Annotated in this window: 16 protein-coding genes, 1 rRNA gene and 1 pseudogene; 13 read left to right on the top strand and 5 right to left on the bottom strand. The window is 71.3% G+C overall.

Translation table 11 applies throughout. The features are described 5' to 3' along the window. The first annotated feature begins 10 nt into the window (after nucleotides 1–10). On the top strand, nucleotides 11–937 hold the full coding sequence (locus OOK31_RS18325) for a Ppx/GppA phosphatase family protein (protein WP_267088336.1): 927 nt from the start codon (nucleotides 11–13) through the stop codon (nucleotides 935–937). Between the two features lie 445 nt (nucleotides 938–1382). Here OOK31_RS18325 and OOK31_RS18320 read toward each other — a convergent pair. Further along, nucleotides 1383–1620 (bottom strand): annotated as a pseudogene (locus tag OOK31_RS18320) (hypothetical protein). Next, complete coding sequence (locus OOK31_RS18315) at nucleotides 1613–1786, bottom strand: hypothetical protein (RefSeq protein ID WP_267088335.1); 174 nt, start codon at nucleotides 1784–1786, stop codon at nucleotides 1613–1615. Before OOK31_RS18315 ends, OOK31_RS18320 begins: the two are co-directional and overlap by 8 nt. A gap of 244 nt (nucleotides 1787–2030) precedes the next feature. Here OOK31_RS18315 and OOK31_RS18310 point away from each other — a divergent pair, with 244 nt between their 5' ends. Further along, entirely contained in the window at nucleotides 2031–3221 is a 1191-nt protein-coding gene (locus OOK31_RS18310) for a transcriptional regulator (RefSeq protein ID WP_267088334.1), read from the top strand. On the opposite strand, the gene OOK31_RS18305 is transcribed toward OOK31_RS18310, so the two are convergent. After that, nucleotides 3202–3867, bottom strand: coding sequence for an HAD family hydrolase (locus tag OOK31_RS18305; RefSeq protein ID WP_267088333.1), 666 nt, complete (start codon nucleotides 3865–3867; stop codon nucleotides 3202–3204). The genes OOK31_RS18310 and OOK31_RS18305 overlap by 20 nt on opposite strands. A 200-nt stretch (nucleotides 3868–4067) precedes the next feature. Between OOK31_RS18305 and OOK31_RS18300 the strand changes: the two genes are divergently transcribed. From OOK31_RS18300 to ilvD, 5 genes are all read left to right on the top strand, one after another. Further along, nucleotides 4068–4361 carry a hypothetical protein gene (locus OOK31_RS18300; protein WP_267088332.1) on the top strand — a complete coding sequence of 98 codons (294 nt, stop codon included), beginning with the start codon at nucleotides 4068–4070 and terminating at the stop codon, nucleotides 4359–4361. 573 nt (nucleotides 4362–4934) lie between these two features. Then, entirely contained in the window at nucleotides 4935–5615 is a 681-nt protein-coding gene (locus tag OOK31_RS18295; RefSeq protein WP_267088331.1) for a bifunctional 2-polyprenyl-6-hydroxyphenol methylase/3-demethylubiquinol 3-O-methyltransferase UbiG, read from the top strand. A 56-nt stretch (nucleotides 5616–5671) separates the two neighbouring features. Beyond that, nucleotides 5672–6523 (top strand): sugar phosphate isomerase/epimerase, encoded by an 852-nt coding sequence (locus OOK31_RS18290; RefSeq protein ID WP_267088330.1) that lies wholly within the window; start codon nucleotides 5672–5674, stop codon nucleotides 6521–6523. Beyond that, nucleotides 6520–7218 (top strand): TetR/AcrR family transcriptional regulator, encoded by a 699-nt coding sequence (locus tag OOK31_RS18285; RefSeq protein ID WP_267088329.1) that lies wholly within the window; start codon nucleotides 6520–6522, stop codon nucleotides 7216–7218. The genes OOK31_RS18290 and OOK31_RS18285 overlap by 4 nt, the downstream gene beginning before the upstream one ends. Before the next feature lie 155 nt (nucleotides 7219–7373). Then, nucleotides 7374–9224: a dihydroxy-acid dehydratase gene (ilvD, locus tag OOK31_RS18280; RefSeq protein ID WP_267088328.1), complete on the top strand. Its 1851-nt coding sequence runs from the start codon at nucleotides 7374–7376 to the stop codon at nucleotides 9222–9224. Nucleotides 9225–9259: 35 nt separating this feature from the next. Here the strand turns inward: ilvD and OOK31_RS18275 are convergent, their stop codons facing one another. Then, on the bottom strand, nucleotides 9260–11383 hold the full coding sequence (locus OOK31_RS18275; RefSeq protein WP_267088327.1) for a PQQ-binding-like beta-propeller repeat protein: 2124 nt from the start codon (nucleotides 11381–11383) through the stop codon (nucleotides 9260–9262). A gap of 106 nt (nucleotides 11384–11489) precedes the next feature. Here OOK31_RS18275 and OOK31_RS18270 point away from each other — a divergent pair, with 106 nt between their 5' ends. From OOK31_RS18270 to proC, 5 genes are all read left to right on the top strand, one after another. Next, complete coding sequence (locus OOK31_RS18270; RefSeq protein WP_267088326.1) at nucleotides 11490–11792, top strand: peptidase; 303 nt, start codon at nucleotides 11490–11492, stop codon at nucleotides 11790–11792. A 231-nt stretch (nucleotides 11793–12023) separates the two neighbouring features. Next, nucleotides 12024–12476 (top strand): hypothetical protein, encoded by a 453-nt coding sequence (locus OOK31_RS18265; protein ID WP_267088928.1) that lies wholly within the window; start codon nucleotides 12024–12026, stop codon nucleotides 12474–12476. Nucleotides 12477–12549: 73 nt separating this feature from the next. Next, on the top strand, nucleotides 12550–13356 hold the full coding sequence (locus OOK31_RS18260; RefSeq protein ID WP_267088325.1) for an ABC transporter ATP-binding protein: 807 nt from the start codon (nucleotides 12550–12552) through the stop codon (nucleotides 13354–13356). Beyond that, nucleotides 13353–14090 carry an ABC transporter permease gene (locus OOK31_RS18255; RefSeq protein WP_267088324.1) on the top strand — a complete coding sequence of 246 codons (738 nt, stop codon included), beginning with the start codon at nucleotides 13353–13355 and terminating at the stop codon, nucleotides 14088–14090. Before OOK31_RS18260 ends, OOK31_RS18255 begins: the two co-directional genes overlap by 4 nt. A 100-nt stretch (nucleotides 14091–14190) precedes the next feature. Then, complete coding sequence (gene proC / locus OOK31_RS18250) at nucleotides 14191–15000, top strand: pyrroline-5-carboxylate reductase (protein ID WP_267088323.1); 810 nt, start codon at nucleotides 14191–14193, stop codon at nucleotides 14998–15000. Nucleotides 15001–15012: 12 nt separating this feature from the next. Here the strand turns inward: proC and trpS are convergent, their stop codons facing one another. Further along, a complete protein-coding gene (gene trpS, locus OOK31_RS18245) occupies nucleotides 15013–16011 on the bottom strand; it encodes a tryptophan--tRNA ligase (protein ID WP_267088322.1) in 999 nt (332 codons plus the stop codon). A gap of 903 nt (nucleotides 16012–16914) precedes the next feature. On the opposite strand from trpS, the gene OOK31_RS18240 reads away from it, so the two are divergent. Beyond that, nucleotides 16915–17295 (top strand): 16S ribosomal RNA (locus OOK31_RS18240); the annotation flags it as partial.

The following is a 17295-nucleotide window of genomic DNA, read 5'->3' as shown; positions in this document are numbered from 1 at the left end:
CGTTTCTCGCATGAGACTCGGTGTCCTGGATGTGGGTTCGAACACGATTCACCTGCTGGTGGTGGACGCGCACCCCGGCGCGCGCCCGCTGCCCGCGCACTCCCACAAGGTGCAACTGCGGCTGGCGACGCTGCTCGACGAACGCGGCGCGGTCAGCCCCGACGGCGTCGAACGCCTCGTCTCGGTGATCGGCGAGGCCGCGCAGGCCGCCGAGGACAAGGGCTGCGAGGACCTCCTGCCCTTCGCGACCAGCGCCGTACGCGAAGCCACCAACGCCGACGAGGTGCTCGCCCGCGTCAAGGCCGAGACCGGCATCGAGCTCCCGGTGCTCAGCGGCGAGGACGAGGCCCGGCTGACGTTCCTCGCGGTCCGGCGCTGGTTCGGCTGGTCGGCGGGCAAGCTGCTGGTCCTCGACATCGGCGGCGGCTCGCTGGAGATCGCGTACGGCATCGACGAGGACCCCGACACCGCCGTCTCCCTCCCTCTCGGCGCCGGCCGCCTCACCTCGGCCTGGCTCCCGGCCGACCCGCCGGACCCGGCCGACGTGAAGGCCCTACGACGGCACGTACGGGCCCAGATCGCCCGCACGGTCGGCGAGTTCGCCCGCTTCGGGGCGCCGGACCACGTGGTGGCCACCTCGAAGACCTTCAAGCAGCTCGCCCGCATCGCGGGGGCGGCCCGGGAGGCCGACGGCCTGTATATCCAGCGCGACCTGACCCGCAAATCCCTCGAGGAATGGGTCCCCCGCCTGACAGCGATGACGACCGCCGAACGCTCCACACTCCCGGGCGTCTCGGAAGGCCGCGCCGCCCAGCTCCTGGCGGGAGCGCTGGTGGCGGAGGCCACGATGGACCTCTTCGGCGTGGAGGAACTGGAGATCTGCCCGTGGGCCCTGCGCGAGGGCGTCATCCTGCGGAGGCTGGACCACTTGCCGTAGGAGCTTCCACCCTGGGGCGGTCTCAGGGAGGGGTTGGGGGTTTCCCGTCAGTCTCATCGTCCTTCCGTGTCGGGCCGGCCTGTCAAGGGCGCTCACTGCGTTCGCGTCGCTTCGCGATGGCCTTCGGCCACCCTTGACAGACCGTCCCGCCCCGGAAAAACGAAGACTGCCGGGAAACCCCCAAAGGAACGGGACGGGGCGGAAGGACAGAGGGGCGGCCCTGTCAGCGATGAGACGACCTGCCTTCGGCTGCCATCCACCCATCCGGGCAGCTCAGAGTCCCTTTCGGGGCCGGGAGCGGCCCTGTCCTACACCTGAGGACGAAAAGCCGGACACCAGGCCCCGGCAGACGCCCTAGATCGCTACGCGCTCCTCGCCGAAGGCGTCCGTCGGCCGTCAGGGGCCGGGCATAAGCCGCCACCGATCGCTACGCGCTTCGCAGGTCTCAGCGTCTGCGACCCGTCTGGGGCTGGTCAGCCGGCGGACTCGACGTCGGAGACCGCAGTGGTGAATTCGCGGCCGGAGGGTCCTCGGATGTAGGCCAGTTCCGTCCAGTGCTCGATGGCGGTGTCCGAGACGTTCTCGTTGATCACGGCCATCAGCTCGCCTTCGGTGCCGGAGGCGATGTCGCGGACGCGACGGCGCAGGAGCCGGTGCGGCACGTAGGCGTACTGCTCAGCCATCGGACGGCTCCTCGAAGGAGCCGACGAAACGCTCCCAGCCGGCATGCGCGCGGGCCAGGAGGTCATGGCTGGGCGCGAAGGCGGCCGCCGGCGCCGGCCAGAGGCTGTTCGGGACGTCCTCGTCGAGTACGTCCCGGATGCAGCTGTGGGTGTTTCGACTGGCCATGTTCGCTCCCTGCCGCTTGCAGTGGGCCGACTGCCCGACTCTGCCTACAGATTCGTCCTCTCCATGGACTTGGGCTAGGACATCTCCAGGTCTTCTTCGTGCCCTTTAAGGGACCTTTGGTGCTCCGATGGGATGAATGGTGGCCTGAGGGCGGACTTGCTGAGACAGTGGTCGTCCATCCGAGGATGTACGGAGGTCGAGTGTGCCTAGGTCACCAGGAAACGTCCGGTTCAAAGCCGCCCGTATGGCGGCCGGGTACGTCTCGCAGCAAGCGCTTGTCACCGCATTGGCAGGGCGGGGCATCTCCATCGACGTGCGGCAGGTCCGGCGCTGGGAGTCCGACACGCCGCCCTGGCCCTATCCAGGCGCGCAGCAGGCTCTGACCGAGCTGCTCGGGCAGGACATCGAGTCTCTCGGCTTCACTCCGCCTGTCGGGCAGGTGGGCGCTGGTCGTGCGTCGCGGATCGTGTCGACCGCCTCTGCGCCGCGCGTGCTGGTGCAGAACGCCGCCTCGGCGCAGCCGGCCAGTGCGGCCGCCGATTACACGGCCGTGACTCGGGCGCATCGACGTCTTTACTGGACCGTCGCTCCCGCCGTTCTCCATCCTGCGGCCAGCGCTCATGCCGCGCTCGGTGGTGCTCTTCTGCCCGCCACCGCGGGTGCGACCCGGCAGGGCGTTGCCACGGCGCTCGCTGAGTCCTTCCTGCTCGCCGGACGCATCGAGTTCTTCGACCTGAGGGATCCCGACCAGGCCGAGGGGACCTGGCTGCGCGCTCTCCAGGCCGCGGGTGAGGCGGAGGATTCACTTCTCGGAGCCGCGATCCTTGCCCACATGGCTTTTGTGCCGGGATGGCGCAGAGATCGGGACGGGGCTCTCGAACGGATGGTGATGGCCCGGACCTATGCCCGCAGGGGGCCGGCTTCCGCCGAGTTCCTGGCGTGGCTCGACGCGGTCGAGGCCGAGTGCGAGACCCGGTGCGGGCAGACCCGGACCGCCCTGAACCTGATCGCTCATGGCGAGGATGTCCTGGCGGCCGGATCGGAGCACGCGTCACCGGAGTGGATGGACTGGTTCAGTCCGGTCCGGCTGGCGGCGTTCAAGGGGAACACCCAGCTCGTTGCCGGGCATCTTCCGCAGGCTCGGGAGACCCTCCTCGGCGTTCTGGAGGACCTGCCCGCCGACGCGGACAAGCAGCGGACTGTGGTCTTCGGTGACCTGGCAGCTGTCGAGGCCGCGGCGGGGATGCCCGCAGCGGCCTGCGGCTATGCGATCCGTGCGCTGGAGCAGCTGGAGACGCATTGGTACGCGACCGGCATGGAGCGGGTTCGCGAGGTGCGGCGCGCGCTCGTGACGTGGCAGCACGAGCAGTGCGTCCGCGACCTCGACGATCGGCTCTACGGGTGGGGGACGACGCTCAGTGCGCTGACGCGTTGAAGTCGGTGATCCGCTCCGGGAGGTCGAGGAGGCTGTCGACCCGGAACGTCGGCAGGGTCGTCGCCTCCTCGGTCTGCCACTGGATGGTGGCCCACGGGCCTCGGCGGATCAGGGCGCTGTGCATGCCCGCCGCGACGGCGGGGCGCAGGTCGTTGTCGATGCGGTCGCCGACGTAGAGGATCTCGGCCGGGGCGAACGGGACCGCCTTGGCGACCCGGACGAAGAACTCGGGATCCGGCTTGCTGGCCCCCCAGTCGTCCGAGGTGCCGATCAGGTCCACGTCCGGGGTGAAGAGGCCGCGCAGGATTCCCCCGGCGCGGACGGTCTGGTTGCCGGCGATGCCCAGCCACAGTCCGTCGGTGCGCAGCCGGGCGAGAGCGGGGCGTACGTCCGGGTACAGGTCGCTCTCGTCGAAGTGCTCGGGCTGCCCGGCGGCCGCGCGGGCCTCGCGCTGTTCGTACAGGTCGAAGCCGGGGCGGAACGTCTGGAAGGTCTCGCGGTAGTCGCGGCCCTGGGCGATGACGGCGCCGAACATCGCGGCGAAGGTGTGGCGTGGCACGCCGAGCCAGTCGGCCCAGGTTCCGTACTCCCGGGTTTCGTCCACGAGGCACTCGCCGACGTCGAAGACCACAGCGCGAATCGTCATGCGCGCAGCCTAGACGCCGGTAACTGGGGGGTGGGGGGCGGTTGTCCGGGCGGGGAGGGGCGGGCCTCACAGCGATGAGACGACCCTTCTTCGGCCGCCCGGGACCAAGGCTCAGCCCTACCTGCACGAAACGGCGATCAGAAGGCCATTGGGAGCGGTTAGGTTCTGTCCGGCGGATCTTGGGGCCGTAGGCTCGCGCCATGATTAATCTCCAGGTCCGTAGCGAGGACGGCGCGATCGAGGCTCGCGCCATGCATGGTGTGGCCTGGGGGCCGGAGCTGGCGGGTCTCGACCAGTCGGTGTTTCCGATGCTGGGGCACCTGCTGCCGTACGCGGACACTGTTTTCAACAGCCGCCAGGTGCTCACCCTGCTGGCGGAAGTACCGCGCCTGCCTCCGGGCGTGGTCACCGATGAGTTCGCGCGTGAGCTTCTGGACCTGGGCCAGACGGTTCTCGACGGACAGCACCTCTACCTGTGGTTCCTCGGGGACTGAGACAGCGGATCGACTTAGGCCCGGAGCCAATGCCGGATCGCGGCGGTGGCGACAGGCCTGATATCCCGCCCGGGGCGCCGACATCGCCCCAGACGGCCCGCAGGCGCTGAGAATTGAGGAGCGCGTAGCGATCTGACGCGTCTGGAGGGGGCTGGTGACCCTCTCGTCGTCATTTCGTGCGGGTAGGGCCGCGCCTTGGTGCGGAAAGAGGCTGTGAGCTGGCCGGATGGGTGGATGGCGGCCGGAGACAGGTCGTCTCTTCGCTGACAGGGCCGCTCCTCCTGTCTCTCCCCCCGTCCCGTTCTTTTGGGGGTTTCCCGGCAGTCTTCGTTTTTCCGGGGCGGGACGGTCTGTCAAGGGTGGCCGAAGGCCATCGCGAAGCGACGCGACGAAGGAGCGCCCTTGACAGGCCGGCCCGACACGGAAGGACGATGAGACTGACGGGAAACCCCCAACCCCTCTCCGAGACCGCCCAGGCGAGACACCGCTCCCGGAACCCCGATCACGGCAACTCGTGGCTGTGGCTGTGGCTGTGGCTGTGGCTTGGGCGGGGACGTCTGGTGGAGTGGGGGGATGGCGATATTGACGCCCCGCGTGCTGCGGGCGCTGGAGCGGTTCAACGCGGCGTACCCCTGGGATCACAACGCCCACTACCACCCCTGGATCCTGCGGCAGCTGCCCCGGCGGTTCGGGCGGGGGCTGGATGTGGGGTGCGGGAGTGGGGAGCTGGTGCGGTTGCTCGCGCGGCGGGCGGGGGTGGTGCGGGGGGTCGACCGGGACGCGGGGATCGTCGCGCGGGCGCGGGAGCTCACGCCGGTGGGGGCGGGGGTGGAGTTCGTCGTCGGGGAGGCGTTGGAGGTGCTGGAGGGGCGCGAAGGGCACGAGGGGGACGACGGGGCGTATGACGTCGTCACTTGTGTGGCCACCTTGCACCACCTGCCGCTCGGTGACGCCCTGCGGCAGCTGCGCGCGCAGCTCGCGCCCGGCGGGACGCTGGTCGTCGTCGGCCTCGCGCGGGCCGAGACCCGGGGTGATCATCTGCTCGGGGCGCTCGCGGTGCCGTTGAACGTCGCGCTGGGGTGGCTCAAGAACAAGGGGCGTCCCGCGCCCCGGCCCGTCGCCATGACCGCCCCCACCCGCCCCGCCGAGACGGGCTTCGCCGAGGTCGTCCGCGAGGCCCGCCGCGTGCTGCCCGGCGCGCGGCTGCGGCGGCGGGTGTTCTGGCGGTACACGCTGGTGTGGCGGCGGGTCTGAGCCGGGTTCGGGGGCCGGGCCGCCCGGGTGGGGCGGGGGGACCGTAATCTGTCCCCGTGGCAGAACCAGTCCGTATCCCGACCACCCCCGCCCCGAAGGTCGCGCTGTCCACCGCCTCCGTCTACCCGGAGTCCACGGCGACGGCCTTCGAGATCGCCGCCCGCCTCGGCTACGACGGCGTCGAGGTCATGGTCTGGACGGACCCGGTGAGCCAGGACGTCGAGGCGCTGCGCCGGCTGTCCGACCACCATCAGGTTCCCATCCTGGCCATCCACGCGCCCTGCCTGCTGATCACCCAGCGGGTGTGGTCGACCGACCCGTGGACGAAGCTCCAGCGCGCCCAGGCGGCGGCGGAGAAGCTGGGTGCCAGTACGGTCGTGGTGCATCCGCCGTTCCGGTGGCAGCGGCAGTACGCGCGGGACTTCGTCACCGGGATCTGGCGGATGGCGGACGAGACCGACGTGCGGTTCGCCGTGGAGAACATGTACCCGTGGCGGTACCGCGACCGCGAGATGCTCGCGTACGCGCCCGAGTGGGACGTCACCAAGGACGACTACCGGCACTTCACCGTCGACCTCTCCCACACCGCGACCGCCCGCACCGACGCGGGCGCCATGATCGACCGGATGGGCGACCGGCTCGCCCACATCCACCTCGCCGACGGCAACGGTTCCGCGAAGGACGAGCACCTGGTCCCGGGGCGGGGTACGCAGCCCTGCGCCGAGCTGCTCGCCGGGCTGGCCCGGACATCCTTCGACGGGCACGTCGTCATCGAGGTCAACACCCGGCGCGCCATGTCCTCCGCCGAGCGCGAGGCCGACCTCGCCGAGGCGCTGGAGTTCACCCGTCTGCACCTCGCGAAGCCGGCCGCCCGGACGAAGCCGGCCCCGCAGCGGCGCCGGTCATGACGGAGCCCGCCGAGCCCGCCGAGCCCGCCGAGCCCGCCGAGCCCGCCGAGCCCGCCGAGCCCGCCGAGCCCGCCGAGCCCGTCGAGCCCCCGCGGCGCAAGCGCGGCCCCGGCCGGCCCCGGCAGGACGAGGCCGAGGACGGTCCCGGCACCCAGGAGCGGATCCGGCTCGCGGCCCGCGAGGTGTTCGCGGAGCGCGGGTACGACAAGACGTCCGTGCGCGGCATCGCGAAGGTCGCGGGCGTGGACCCGGCGCTGGTGCACCACTACTTCGGCAGCAAGGACGACCTGTTCGCCGCGGCCGTCGAGGTGACGATGGAGCCCGCGCTGGTGGTTCCGGCGATCCTGGGGGAGGGGCCGGAGGGCATCGGGGAGCGGCTGGCCCGGTACTTCCTGAGCGTGTGGGAGAACCCGGTGACCCGGGTGCCGATGCTGGCCGTGATCCGGTCCGCGCTCACCCACGAGGCCGCCGCGAAGGTGCTGCGCGGGCTGATCCTGCGGCGGGTGCTGGAGCGGGTCGCCGCCGACCTCGACGTCCCGGACCCGACCTTCCGGGCCGAGCTGGCCGCCTCGCACATGATCGGCATCGCGATGCTGCGTTACGTCGTCCAGGTGGAGCCGCTGGCGTCGGCGGACCCGGAGGACATCGTGGCCCTGGTGGCGCCGACGCTGCAGCGCTACCTGACCGAGGCGTGATCCGGGCGTGGGCGGGGTCTGACCGAAGGATGAGCCCCGCGTCCCGGCATCCGGACGAGCTGTCCGGATCGCGGGCGGTGGGCGTAGCCTCGTAACCGAGCCATATCCGCAGTCGCGGCTGACCGTACAGCCGCACTCATGGGGAGTGAAATCGCATGCCCGAGCTGAGGTCCCGCACCGTCACCCACGGCCGCAACATGGCAGGCGCGCGTGCGCTGATGCGCGCCTCGGGCGTAGCGAGCGCGGACATCGGGAAGCCGATCATCGCGGTCGCCAACTCCTTCACCGAGTTCGTCCCCGGGCACACCCACCTGGCTCCGGTCGGCCGGATCGTCTCCGACGCGATCCTCGCCGCCGGCGCCGTCCCCCGCGAGTTCAACACCATCGCGGTCGACGACGGCATCGCCATGGGCCACGCCGGCATGCTGTACTCGCTGCCCTCCCGCGACCTGATCGCGGACTCGGTCGAGTACATGGTGGAGGCGCACTGCGCGGACGCGCTGATCTGCATCTCCAACTGCGACAAGATCACCCCTGGCATGCTGATGGCCGCCCTGCGCCTCAACATCCCGGTCGTCTTCGTCTCCGGCGGCCCGATGGAAGCCGGCCAGGCCACCCTCGTGGACGGCACCGTCCGCAAGCTCGACCTGATCGACGCCATGGTCGACGCCTCGAACGAGAACGTCTCGGACGCCGACGTGCTCCGCATCGAGGAGAACGCCTGTCCGACCTGCGGCAGCTGTTCCGGCATGTTCACCGCCAACTCGATGAACTGCCTCGCCGAGGCCATCGGCCTGGCCCTCCCGGGCAACGGCTCGGTCCTCGCGACGCACACCGCCCGCCGCGCCCTGTACGAGGACGCCGGCCGCACGATCGTCGAGATCACCAAGCGCCACTACGAGCAGGACGACTACTCGGTCCTGCCGCGCTCCATCGCGAGCCGCCAGGCCTTCGAGAACGCCATGGCCCTCGACATCGCCATGGGCGGCTCCACGAACACGATCCTCCACCTCCTCGCCGCCGCGCAGGAGGCCGGGCTGGACTACGACCTCACGGACATCGACGAGATCTCCCGCCGGGTCCCGTGCCTCTCCAAGGTCGCGCCGAACGTGGCGCCCGGCGGCACGTACTACATGGAGGACGTCCACCGGGCCGGCGGCATGCCCGCCATCCTCGGCGAGCTGCACCGCGGCGGCCTCCTGAACAAGGACGTCACCTCCGTGCACTCCGCCAACCTGGAGGACTGGCTGGCGAAGTGGGACCCCCGCTCCGGCACGGCCTCGGCCGAGGCCATGGAGCTGTGGCACGCGGCCCCCGGCTGCAAGCGCTCCGCGACCGCCTTCTCCCAGTCCGAGCGCTGGGAGACCCTCGACCTCGACGCCGAGGGCGGCTGCATCCGCTCCGTCGAGCACGCGTACTCCAAGGACGGCGGCCTGGCGGTGCTGCGCGGCAACATCGCGGTGGACGGCTGCGTCGTGAAGACGGCGGGCGTCGACGAGTCGATCTGGACCTTCGAGGGCCCGGCCGTCGTCTGCGAATCGCAGGACGAGGCCGTCGACAAGATCCTCCGCAAGGAGATCAAGGCGGGCGACGTCGTCGTCATCCGCTACGAGGGCCCGCGCGGCGGCCCCGGCATGCAGGAGATGCTCTACCCGACGTCCTTCCTCAAGGGCCGTGGCCTCGGCAAGGTCTGCGCCCTCGTCACGGACGGCCGCTTCTCCGGCGGCACCTCGGGCCTCTCCATCGGCCACGCCTCCCCGGAGGCGGCCTCGGGCGGCGACATCGCGGTGGTCGAGGACGGCGACCGCATCCGGATCGACATCCCGAACCGCTCCATCGAGCTGCTGGTCTCCGACGAGGTCTTGGCGGCCCGCCACGCGGCCCTCGGCGGCGTGTACGCCCCGAAGGACCGCGAGCGCACCGTCTCCGCGGCCCTGCGCGCCTACGCGGCGATGGCGACGAGCGCCGACAAGGGCGCGGTCCGCGACGTCAGCCGCCTGGGCTGATACCTACGCACCTTCACGGAACCCCGCCGGGCGCTTCACCACCCGGCGGGGTTCCGCGCGTCCACGGCGAAGACGGTGCCGTCCGGGGCGGAGGCGTGGACGCGGCCGGCGGAGACGACCGGGGCGGGGAGGGTGGCGCTGATGGTGGCCTGGCCGGTGGCCATGCGGGCCTTCGTCTGTCCGGCGAGCCGCCCGACGGCCGCGTCGACGGCCAGCAGGCGGCCGTCCGACACGCTCAGGTACACCCGCCCGTCGAGGAAGGCGGGACGGGAGGTACTGGCCGCGCCGGTCTCCAGCCGCCACAGTTCCTTGTTCGTGTCGACCGCCACGACCGCGCCCTGCGCACCGGAGGCGTAGACCGTCCCGTTCGGCTCGACCGTCGCCTGTGCGTCGTACAGCGGCGCCGAGAGCTGGACCCGGTGGATCGTGCGGGTCGCCAGGTCGATCCGGACGATCCCGCCGACGTGTGCGCTGGGATCGGTGTCCAGCAGGTAGAGGCAGCCGCGTGCCGTGCCGAAGGGCAGCAGTCGGCCCCCCGCCCGTACCTGCCAGCGCTCCGCTCCGCTCGCCGCGTCGACCTCGGAGATCCGGGTGGACCTGCCGGCGTCGTCGGCGGTGGACGTGTAGAAGGCGGGCCCGCCCTTCTGCCCTTGGGCGCCGCCCCACCAGCCGGATCCCGCTTCGGCACGCTTCGTCCACCGCTGGGTGCCGTTCGCCGCGTCGAGCGCGGTGACGCTCCCGTTCGGCGCCACCAGCAGGACGTGCGGGCCCGCCACCACCACGTGGGTGCCCGACGGCAGCTTGTGGCGCCAGCGCTCCGTACCCGTACGCGGGTCCAGGGCCTGGAGCGCTTCGCCGCCGGGAGCCGCGACGAGGACCGCCCCGCCGGCGTGCAGGGGGGTGACGGCGGTCGCGCCGGGCTGGTCCGGGGTGTTCGTACGGACGGCCCACGCCGTCGAACCGTTCGCGGTGTCCAGCCGGGCCGCGGCCAGCCCCCGCCCCGAGCAGTACAGCCCGGCGTCCTCGGCCGAGCAGGACATGGTGTGCCCGCCCAAGGGGACCGACCACGGGGACACGGGGGCCCCTGCCGTCGCGGACACCCCCGAGACCTCGGGGGCGGGCCGGGCCGTCCGCGCGTCGGCCCCGAACCACAGGTAGCCGCCTGCGGCCCCGGCGGTGAGCAGCAGCCCGAGGGCCCCTGCCGTGACCGTCCTCCCGCGCCGTCCGCGCTTCGGCGGCGCTTCCTCGCGGGCCACGGCCGGCTGGTCCCGCCGGTGGGTGATCTCCTCCTCGGCCACGGGCCGGCGGGGGTGGGGGATGTAGGCCTGGGTGTCCTCGGCCGTCGGGCTCGTCACCGTCCTGATCTCGGCGATCAGGGCCTCGGCGGTCGGCCGCTGCGCCGGGTCCTTGGCCAGGCACCGGGCCACGATCGGTACGAGCCGCGCCGGGAGCCCCGTGAGGTCCGGTTCGCTGTGCACCACCTGGTACGCGACGAGGTAGTGGCTGTCGGAGTCGAACGGCCCCCGCCCGGTCGCGGCGTGCACGAGCACCGCGCCCAGCGCGAACACGTCGGCGGCGGTCCCGACCTCCCGGGGCCGCTGGAACTGCTCGGGCGCCATGAACGGCGGCGTCCCGATCAGCTTGCCGGTCTCGGTGCGCAGGTCGCTGTCGGCCGGGCGCGAGATGCCGAAGTCGATGACCCGGACCCCGTCCGGGGCCATCAGCACGTTGCTGGGCTTCAGATCCCGGTGCACGACCCCGGCCCGGTGGATGTCCCGCAGCGCCTCCGCCAGCCCGGCGGCGAGCCGCGTCAGCTCGACGGCGTCCAGCACGCGCTCCCGTACCCGCTCGGAGAGCGTGGGGGCGTCGATGAACAGGGTGGCCATCCAGGGCCGTTCGGCGTCCGGGTCGGCGTCGACGACGGGTGCGGTGAACGCCCCGCTCACCCGCCGGGCGGCCGCGACCTCCTGCCGGAACCGCGCCCGGAACTCCGGATCCACCGCGTGCTGGGCGTGGACGACCTTGACGGCGAGTTTCAGCCCGGACGAGGAAGTGGCCAGGTGGACGACGCCCATGCCGCCGGAGCCGAGCACGGATTCGAGCCGGTACTGCCCGGCGTACTCCGGAAACCCCGCGTAGTCCGCGCGCAGCGAATGCACCGCTCACCACCCCCGTCGGAGCCTAGTCGATGGCCCGTGCGAGCATCCAAGGGCTTGCTACCCTGCGCGCGTTGCGCAGTGCAACACCCATGGGGGGAGATTTCACATGTCGGTTGAGAACGAATCAAGCCAAGCCCAGGCCGTCGCGGCCACGGCCGGTCTGCCGATGTTCCAGGTCGCGCCGGGTTACCGGGTGAACGTCCGCAGCGGTCCCGGCACCGGTTACGCGGTCATCGACACCCTGCCGCTCGGTGCGAGCGTCTCGATCCGCTGCCAGTGCCCCGGCACGACGGTCAGCGGCCCGTACGGCACGACGGACATCTGGGACTGCATCGGCAACGGGCGGTTCATCTCGGACGCCTACGTCAAGACCGGCACCGACGGCTACGTCGCCGGCCGCTGCGACTGACCCGTCAGGGGCGCCGCCGGGCACACCTCGCCGGGCGCCCCCGCACCACCTGACCGCCCGGCCAGGGCGAGGTCACCCGTTCCGCCACGCGAGACGCCCCCGGCACCCGCATCCCGCCGGGGGATAATCGCTGCTGTGAGCGACGACGACCAGCGGGACCAGCACCAGGACCAGCCGAGCCAGCAGCAGGGCGGCCCGGCCGAGCCCGCCCCCGGCCCGCGGCCCGAGCCGATCAAGTTCTTCGGCACCACCTGGGTGGACCACGACAACGGCTACGCCCTGCGCCGTGTCGCCGTCGCGGCCGGCTCGCTGCTCGGGGCCGTCGCCGCCGCGTACCTGCTGCGCTTCGCGTACGAGGGCCTGGAGATCGGCAACGTCGGCCCCTTCCTCAGCATCTCCGTCGTCGTGCTGTTCGCGATCGCCAGCGCCATCGTCTTCGCCAAGACCTGGGAGTCCTTCAGCCGCCGCCCCGCCCCGTCGTCCGACGAGGCCGCCCTCAAGGGCCTGAAGGCGATCGGTTTCATCGGCTCCCTCATCGCGTACTTCCTGCGCTGCTTCGCCGAGGCCCCGGGCGAGGGGCTGCACCGCGCCGAGTACGAGAAGGCCGCGGCCGAGTTCGCCCGCCGCCGCAGCTCCCGTACGGGCAACCCGGCCGCCCGCCGCCGCCCCAAGCGCAAGAAGTAGCCCCCGGTCCCACGGGGCCCGACCCCACCCGGCTGATTGACGCCCCGGCACCGCCAGGAGCATTATTCATCACATGATGAATAACCCGCCGGACGGCCCCCCTGCCCCCGCCGTCCACGCGCACGGCCTCACCGTCCGCCGCGGCACCGGCCGCACCCCCCGCACCGTCATCGACGACATCGCCTTCGACGTCCCCCGCGGCCGCATCACCGGCCTCCTCGGCCCCTCCGGCTGCGGAAAGTCCACCCTCCTGCGCGCCGTCGTCGGCACCCAGGCCCACGTCACCGGCACCCTCGACGTCCTCGGCCGCCCCGCCGGCGACCCCGCCCTCCGCTCCCGCATCGGCTACGTCACCCAGGCCCCGTCCGTCTACGACGACCTCACCGTCCGCCAGAACCTCGAGTACTTCGCCGCGATCCTCGACCCCGGCCGGGAGGCGCGGGACCGCCGCGCCGAAGCCGTCACCCGCGTCATCACCGACGTCGACCTCACCACCCGCACCGACGCCCTCGCCGTAACCCTCTCCGGCGGCCAGCGCAGCCGCGTCTCCCTCGCCGTCGCCCTCCTCGGCACCCCCGAGCTGCTCGTCCTCGACGAACCCACCGTCGGCCTCGACCCCGTCCTGCGCCGCGACCTGTGGAACCTCTTCCACGACATCGCCGCCACCCGCGGCGCCACCCTCCTCATCTCCTCCCACGTCATGGACGAAGCCGAGCGCTGCCACGACCTCCTCCTCATGCGCGAGGGCCGCATCCTCGCCCAGGACACCCCCGAAGCCCTGCGCACCCGCACCCGCTCCACCACCGTCGAAGAGGGCTTCCTCCGCCTCGTCGACGAAGCGAACGCCCACGCCGCAGCCGCCCGGGAGACACAGCGATGAACAGCGCCCGCACCCTCGCCACCGCCGCCCGCGTCCTGCGCCAGCTCCGTCACGACCCGCGCTCCATCGCCCTGATGCTGCTGGTCCCCGTCCTGATGCTGACCCTGCTCCGCTTCGTCTTCGACGGCAGCGCCCGCACCTTCGACAGCATCGGCGCGTCCCTCCTCGGGATCTTCCCCCTCATCACGATGTTCCTGGTCACCTCCATCGCGACCCTGCGCGAACGCACCTCCGGCACCCTCGAACGCCTCCTCGCCATGCCGCTCGGCAAGGGCGACCTCATCGCCGGCTACGCCCTCGCCTTCGGCGCCGTCGCCGTCGTCCAGTCCCTCCTCGCCACCGGCCTCGCCCTCTGGCTCCTCGACCTCGACGTCGTCGGCTCCCCCTGGCTGCTCCTGCTCGTCGCCCTCCTCGACGCCCTCCTCGGCACCGCACTCGGGCTGTTCGTCTCCGCCTTCGCCGCGTCCGAGTTCCAGGCCGTCCAGTTCATGCCGGCCGTGATCTTCCCCCAGCTCCTCCTCTGCGGCCTCTTCGCACCCCGCGACACCATGCAGCCCGTCCTCGAAGGCATCTCGGACGTCCTGCCCATGTCCTACGCCGTCGACGGCATGACCCAGGTCCTCACCCACACCGACATGACCGCCGACTTCGTCCGCGACTCCGTCGTCGTCGCCGCCTGCGCCCTGCTCGTCCTCGCCCTCGGCGCCGCCACCCTCCGCCGCCGCACCCCTTGACCGCAGTCCGGACAGCCCGCCGCGGTTCCCCGCACGAGTGCAAGGATGAGGACGCAAACCATGCACGCGTGCACGAACAGTTCGGCGAGGTGAATCGGGTATGACCCAGACAGTCGCAGTCCTCGGTACCGGCAAGATCGGCGAGGCCCTGCTCAGCGGGATGATCCGCGGCGGCTGGCCCGCCTCGAAGCTGCTCGTCACCGCCCGTCGCGCCGAGCGCGCCGAGGAACTCCGCACCCGCTACGGCGTCGAGGCCGTCAGCAACGCCGAGGCCGCCAAGCGCGCCGACACCCTCATCCTCACCGTCAAGCCGCAGGACATGGGCAAGCTCCTCGAAGAGCTCGCCCCGCACGTCCCCGCCGACCGCCTCGTCATCAGCGGCGCCGCGGGCATCCCCACCTCCTTCTTCGAGGAGCGGCTCGCCCCCGGCACCCCCGTCGTCCGCGTCATGACGAACACCCCCGCCCTCGTCGACGAGGCCATGTCCGTCATCTCGGCCGGCAGCCACGCCACCGCCGCGCACCTCCAGCACACCGAGGAGATCTTCGGCGGCGTCGGCAAGACCCTGCGCGTCCCCGAGTCCCAGCAGGACGCCGCCACCGCCCTCTCCGGCTCCGGCCCCGCCTACTTCTACTTCCTCGTCGAGGCCATGACCGACGCCGGCATCCTCCTCGGCCTGCCCCGCGCCCAGGCCCACGACCTCATCGTCCAGGCCGCCATCGGCGCCGCCGTCATGCTCCGCGACAGCGGCGAACACCCGGTCAAGCTCCGCGAGGCCGTCACCTCCCCGGCCGGTACGACGATCAACGCCATCGTCGAGCTGGAGAAGCACGGCGTCCGGGCCGCCCTGATCGCCGCGCTGGAAGCGGCCCGCGACCGCAGCCGCGAGCTCGCCTCCGGCAACAGCTGACCCACGCGGGAGTCAGGGGGCCAGCAGCCCGATCGCCTCGTACGCCCGGTCCACCACCGGCCGTGCCAGCGCCCGGGCCCGCCCGGCCCCCTCCCGCAGGACCCGCTCCACCTCCGCCGGGTCGGTCGCCAGCTCCGCGTGCCGCTCCCGCAGCGGCCGCAACAGCTCCACCACGGCGTCGGCCACGTCCCGCTTCAGCGGCCCGTACTGCGTGTACCCGGAGGCGAGCGCGGCCGGCTCCCCGCCCGTGCAGGCGGCCAGGACGTCCAGCAGGTTCGCCACGCCCGGCCGCGCCGCCCGGTCGTAGACGACCCCGCCGTCCCCGCTGTCGGTCACGGCCCGCATCACCTTCTTGCGCACCACGGACGGCTCGTCGAGCAGGTAGACGATCCCCGCCCCGTTCTCGTGCGACTTCCCCATCTTCGACGTCGGCTCCTGCAGGTCCATGACCCGCGCGGCCACCACCGGATGCGTCGCCTTCGGCACGGTGAAGGTGTGCCCGTACCGCTGGTTGAACCGCACCGCGAGGTCTCGGGTCAGCTCCACGTGCTGCCGCTGGTCCTCACCCACCGGCACCTCGTCCGTCCCGTAGGCCAGGATGTCGGCCGCCATCAGCACCGGGTACGTCAGCAGCGACAGCCGTACGCCGTCGCCGGCGCCCTGTGCCTTCGCCGCCTTCTCCTTGTACTGGATCATCCGGCGCAGCTCGCCGTCCCCGGCGGTGCACTCCAGCAGGTACGACAGCCGCGTGTGCTCTTCGACGTGGCTCTGCACGAACAAGGTGCACCGCCGCGGATCCAGCCCGGCGGCGAGGAACAGCGTCGCGGCCTGCCGGCTGAGCCGCCGCAGGCGGGCCGGATCGTGCTCCACGGTCAGGGCGTGCAGGTCGACGACGCAGAACAGCGCGTCCTCGGGCTCCTGGTCGGCCGCGACCCACTGCCGCAGGGCCCCCAGGTAGTTGCCCAGGGTCAGGTGCCCGCTCGGCTTGATCCCGCTGAAGATCCTCGTCATGTCTCCTGCTCTCCCTCAAGTGGTGTCGGAGCCACCGCGCCGGGCGACCGAGCCACTCCCGGGAGGGAGAAAACAGAAACGGCCGCCGGAAGCGGCGGCCGTGAGCGCATGCGTGCTCGCGTGGAAGGTCGGCCGCCGTCAGGCGGCCCACCAGCGAAGGCTGAGCGTGAGCGCATGCGTAGTCATGGGACCGAGCGTAGCCCTCGGGGGGTGAGCGCGGCATGAGGTTTCCGGCGGGTCAGCCTGGGGTTGACACGCCTGTGCCCGATCCGTAAGGTTCTTCGAGTTGTCCGAAGTGAGCGCCGACCCCGGTCGGTCCCCGGACAGCCATCCCGCACTACACGTTCGAACGAACGACGCATGTTGTCGTCTCGTTTTCATGCGTATTTGCGAATGAGGAATCCGCGTCCCAGGACGCAGCCGCCGATTCGCTTCGGGGGCAGGGAATCCGCTACTGTCTCACTCGTCGGAAGGGCCCAACAGCCCGGAAGGCAAAACCCGCTGACTGGGAGTCAGGCCCGAAAGGATCTGATAGAGTCGGAATCGCCGGAAAGGGAAAACGCGAAAGCGAAGGACCTGGAAAGCAAGCGGGACAGACTCTGATAGAGTCGGAAACGCAAGAACGAAGAACAGAACAGAACGAAAGCCCGGAGGAAAGCCCGAGAGGGTGAGTACAAAGGAAGCGTCCGTTCCTTGAGAACTCAACAGCGTGCCAAAAATCAACGCCAGAAGTTGATACCCCGTCCACTCCGGTGGATGAGGTTCCTTTGAAAAAGACCTGTGAGGTCGCCTTCGGGTGATGCTTGCAGGCAACAACACAGCGAGGACGTTGTGGCGCGTCGGTCATATTCCGACATGATGCGCCCGCTCTTTCGTGTGTGTGCACCCGATTACGGGTAAACATTCATGGAGAGTTTGATCCTGGCTCAGGACGAACGCTGGCGGCGTGCTTAACACATGCAAGTCGAACGATGAAGCCCTTCGGGGTGGATTAGTGGCGAACGGGTGAGTAACACGTGGGCAATCTGCCCTTCACTCTGGGACAAGCCCTGGAAACGGGGTCTAATACCGGATACCACTCCTGCCCGCATGGGCGGGGGTTGAAAGCTCCGGCGGTGAAGGATGAGCCCGCGGCCTATCAGCTTGTTGGTGCGGGGTTGTATTTTTTTTTTTCCATGGGCGTGTGTGTGTGTGTGTGTGGGGGGGGGGGGGGGGGGGGGGGGGGGGGGGGGGGGGGGGGGGGGGGGGGGGGGGGGGGGGGGGGGGGGGGGGGGGGGGGGGGGG

The organism is Streptomyces sp. NBC_00249, assembly GCF_026342355.1.
Classification (GTDB): domain Bacteria; phylum Actinomycetota; class Actinomycetes; order Streptomycetales; family Streptomycetaceae; genus Streptomyces.
The sequence above is the reverse complement of the archived record's forward strand: the minus strand, read 5'-3'. Positions and strand labels throughout refer to the sequence as shown.

Excerpts from the sequence above, each read along its gene's own strand:
- OOK31_RS18270 (WP_267088326.1), top strand. The coding sequence starts at position 11,490 with ATGTCGGTTGAGAACGAATCAAGCCAAGCCCAGGCCGTCGCGGCCACG.
- OOK31_RS18315 (WP_267088335.1), bottom strand. The coding sequence starts at position 1,786 with ATGGCCAGTCGAAACACCCACAGCTGCATCCGGGACGTACTCGACGAG.
- OOK31_RS18295 (WP_267088331.1), top strand. The coding sequence starts at position 4,935 with ATGGCGATATTGACGCCCCGCGTGCTGCGGGCGCTGGAGCGGTTCAAC.
- trpS (WP_267088322.1), bottom strand. The coding sequence starts at position 16,011 with ATGACGAGGATCTTCAGCGGGATCAAGCCGAGCGGGCACCTGACCCTG.
- OOK31_RS18255 (WP_267088324.1), top strand. The coding sequence starts at position 13,353 with ATGAACAGCGCCCGCACCCTCGCCACCGCCGCCCGCGTCCTGCGCCAG.
- OOK31_RS18310 (WP_267088334.1), top strand. The coding sequence starts at position 2,031 with ATGGCGGCCGGGTACGTCTCGCAGCAAGCGCTTGTCACCGCATTGGCA.
- OOK31_RS18285 (WP_267088329.1), top strand. The coding sequence starts at position 6,520 with ATGACGGAGCCCGCCGAGCCCGCCGAGCCCGCCGAGCCCGCCGAGCCC.
- OOK31_RS18305 (WP_267088333.1), bottom strand. The coding sequence starts at position 3,867 with ATGACGATTCGCGCTGTGGTCTTCGACGTCGGCGAGTGCCTCGTGGAC.
- OOK31_RS18325 (WP_267088336.1), top strand. The coding sequence starts at position 11 with ATGAGACTCGGTGTCCTGGATGTGGGTTCGAACACGATTCACCTGCTG.
- ilvD (WP_267088328.1), top strand. The coding sequence starts at position 7,374 with ATGCCCGAGCTGAGGTCCCGCACCGTCACCCACGGCCGCAACATGGCA.
- OOK31_RS18260 (WP_267088325.1), top strand. The coding sequence starts at position 12,550 with ATGATGAATAACCCGCCGGACGGCCCCCCTGCCCCCGCCGTCCACGCG.
- proC (WP_267088323.1), top strand. The coding sequence starts at position 14,191 with ATGACCCAGACAGTCGCAGTCCTCGGTACCGGCAAGATCGGCGAGGCC.
- OOK31_RS18300 (WP_267088332.1), top strand. The coding sequence starts at position 4,068 with ATGATTAATCTCCAGGTCCGTAGCGAGGACGGCGCGATCGAGGCTCGC.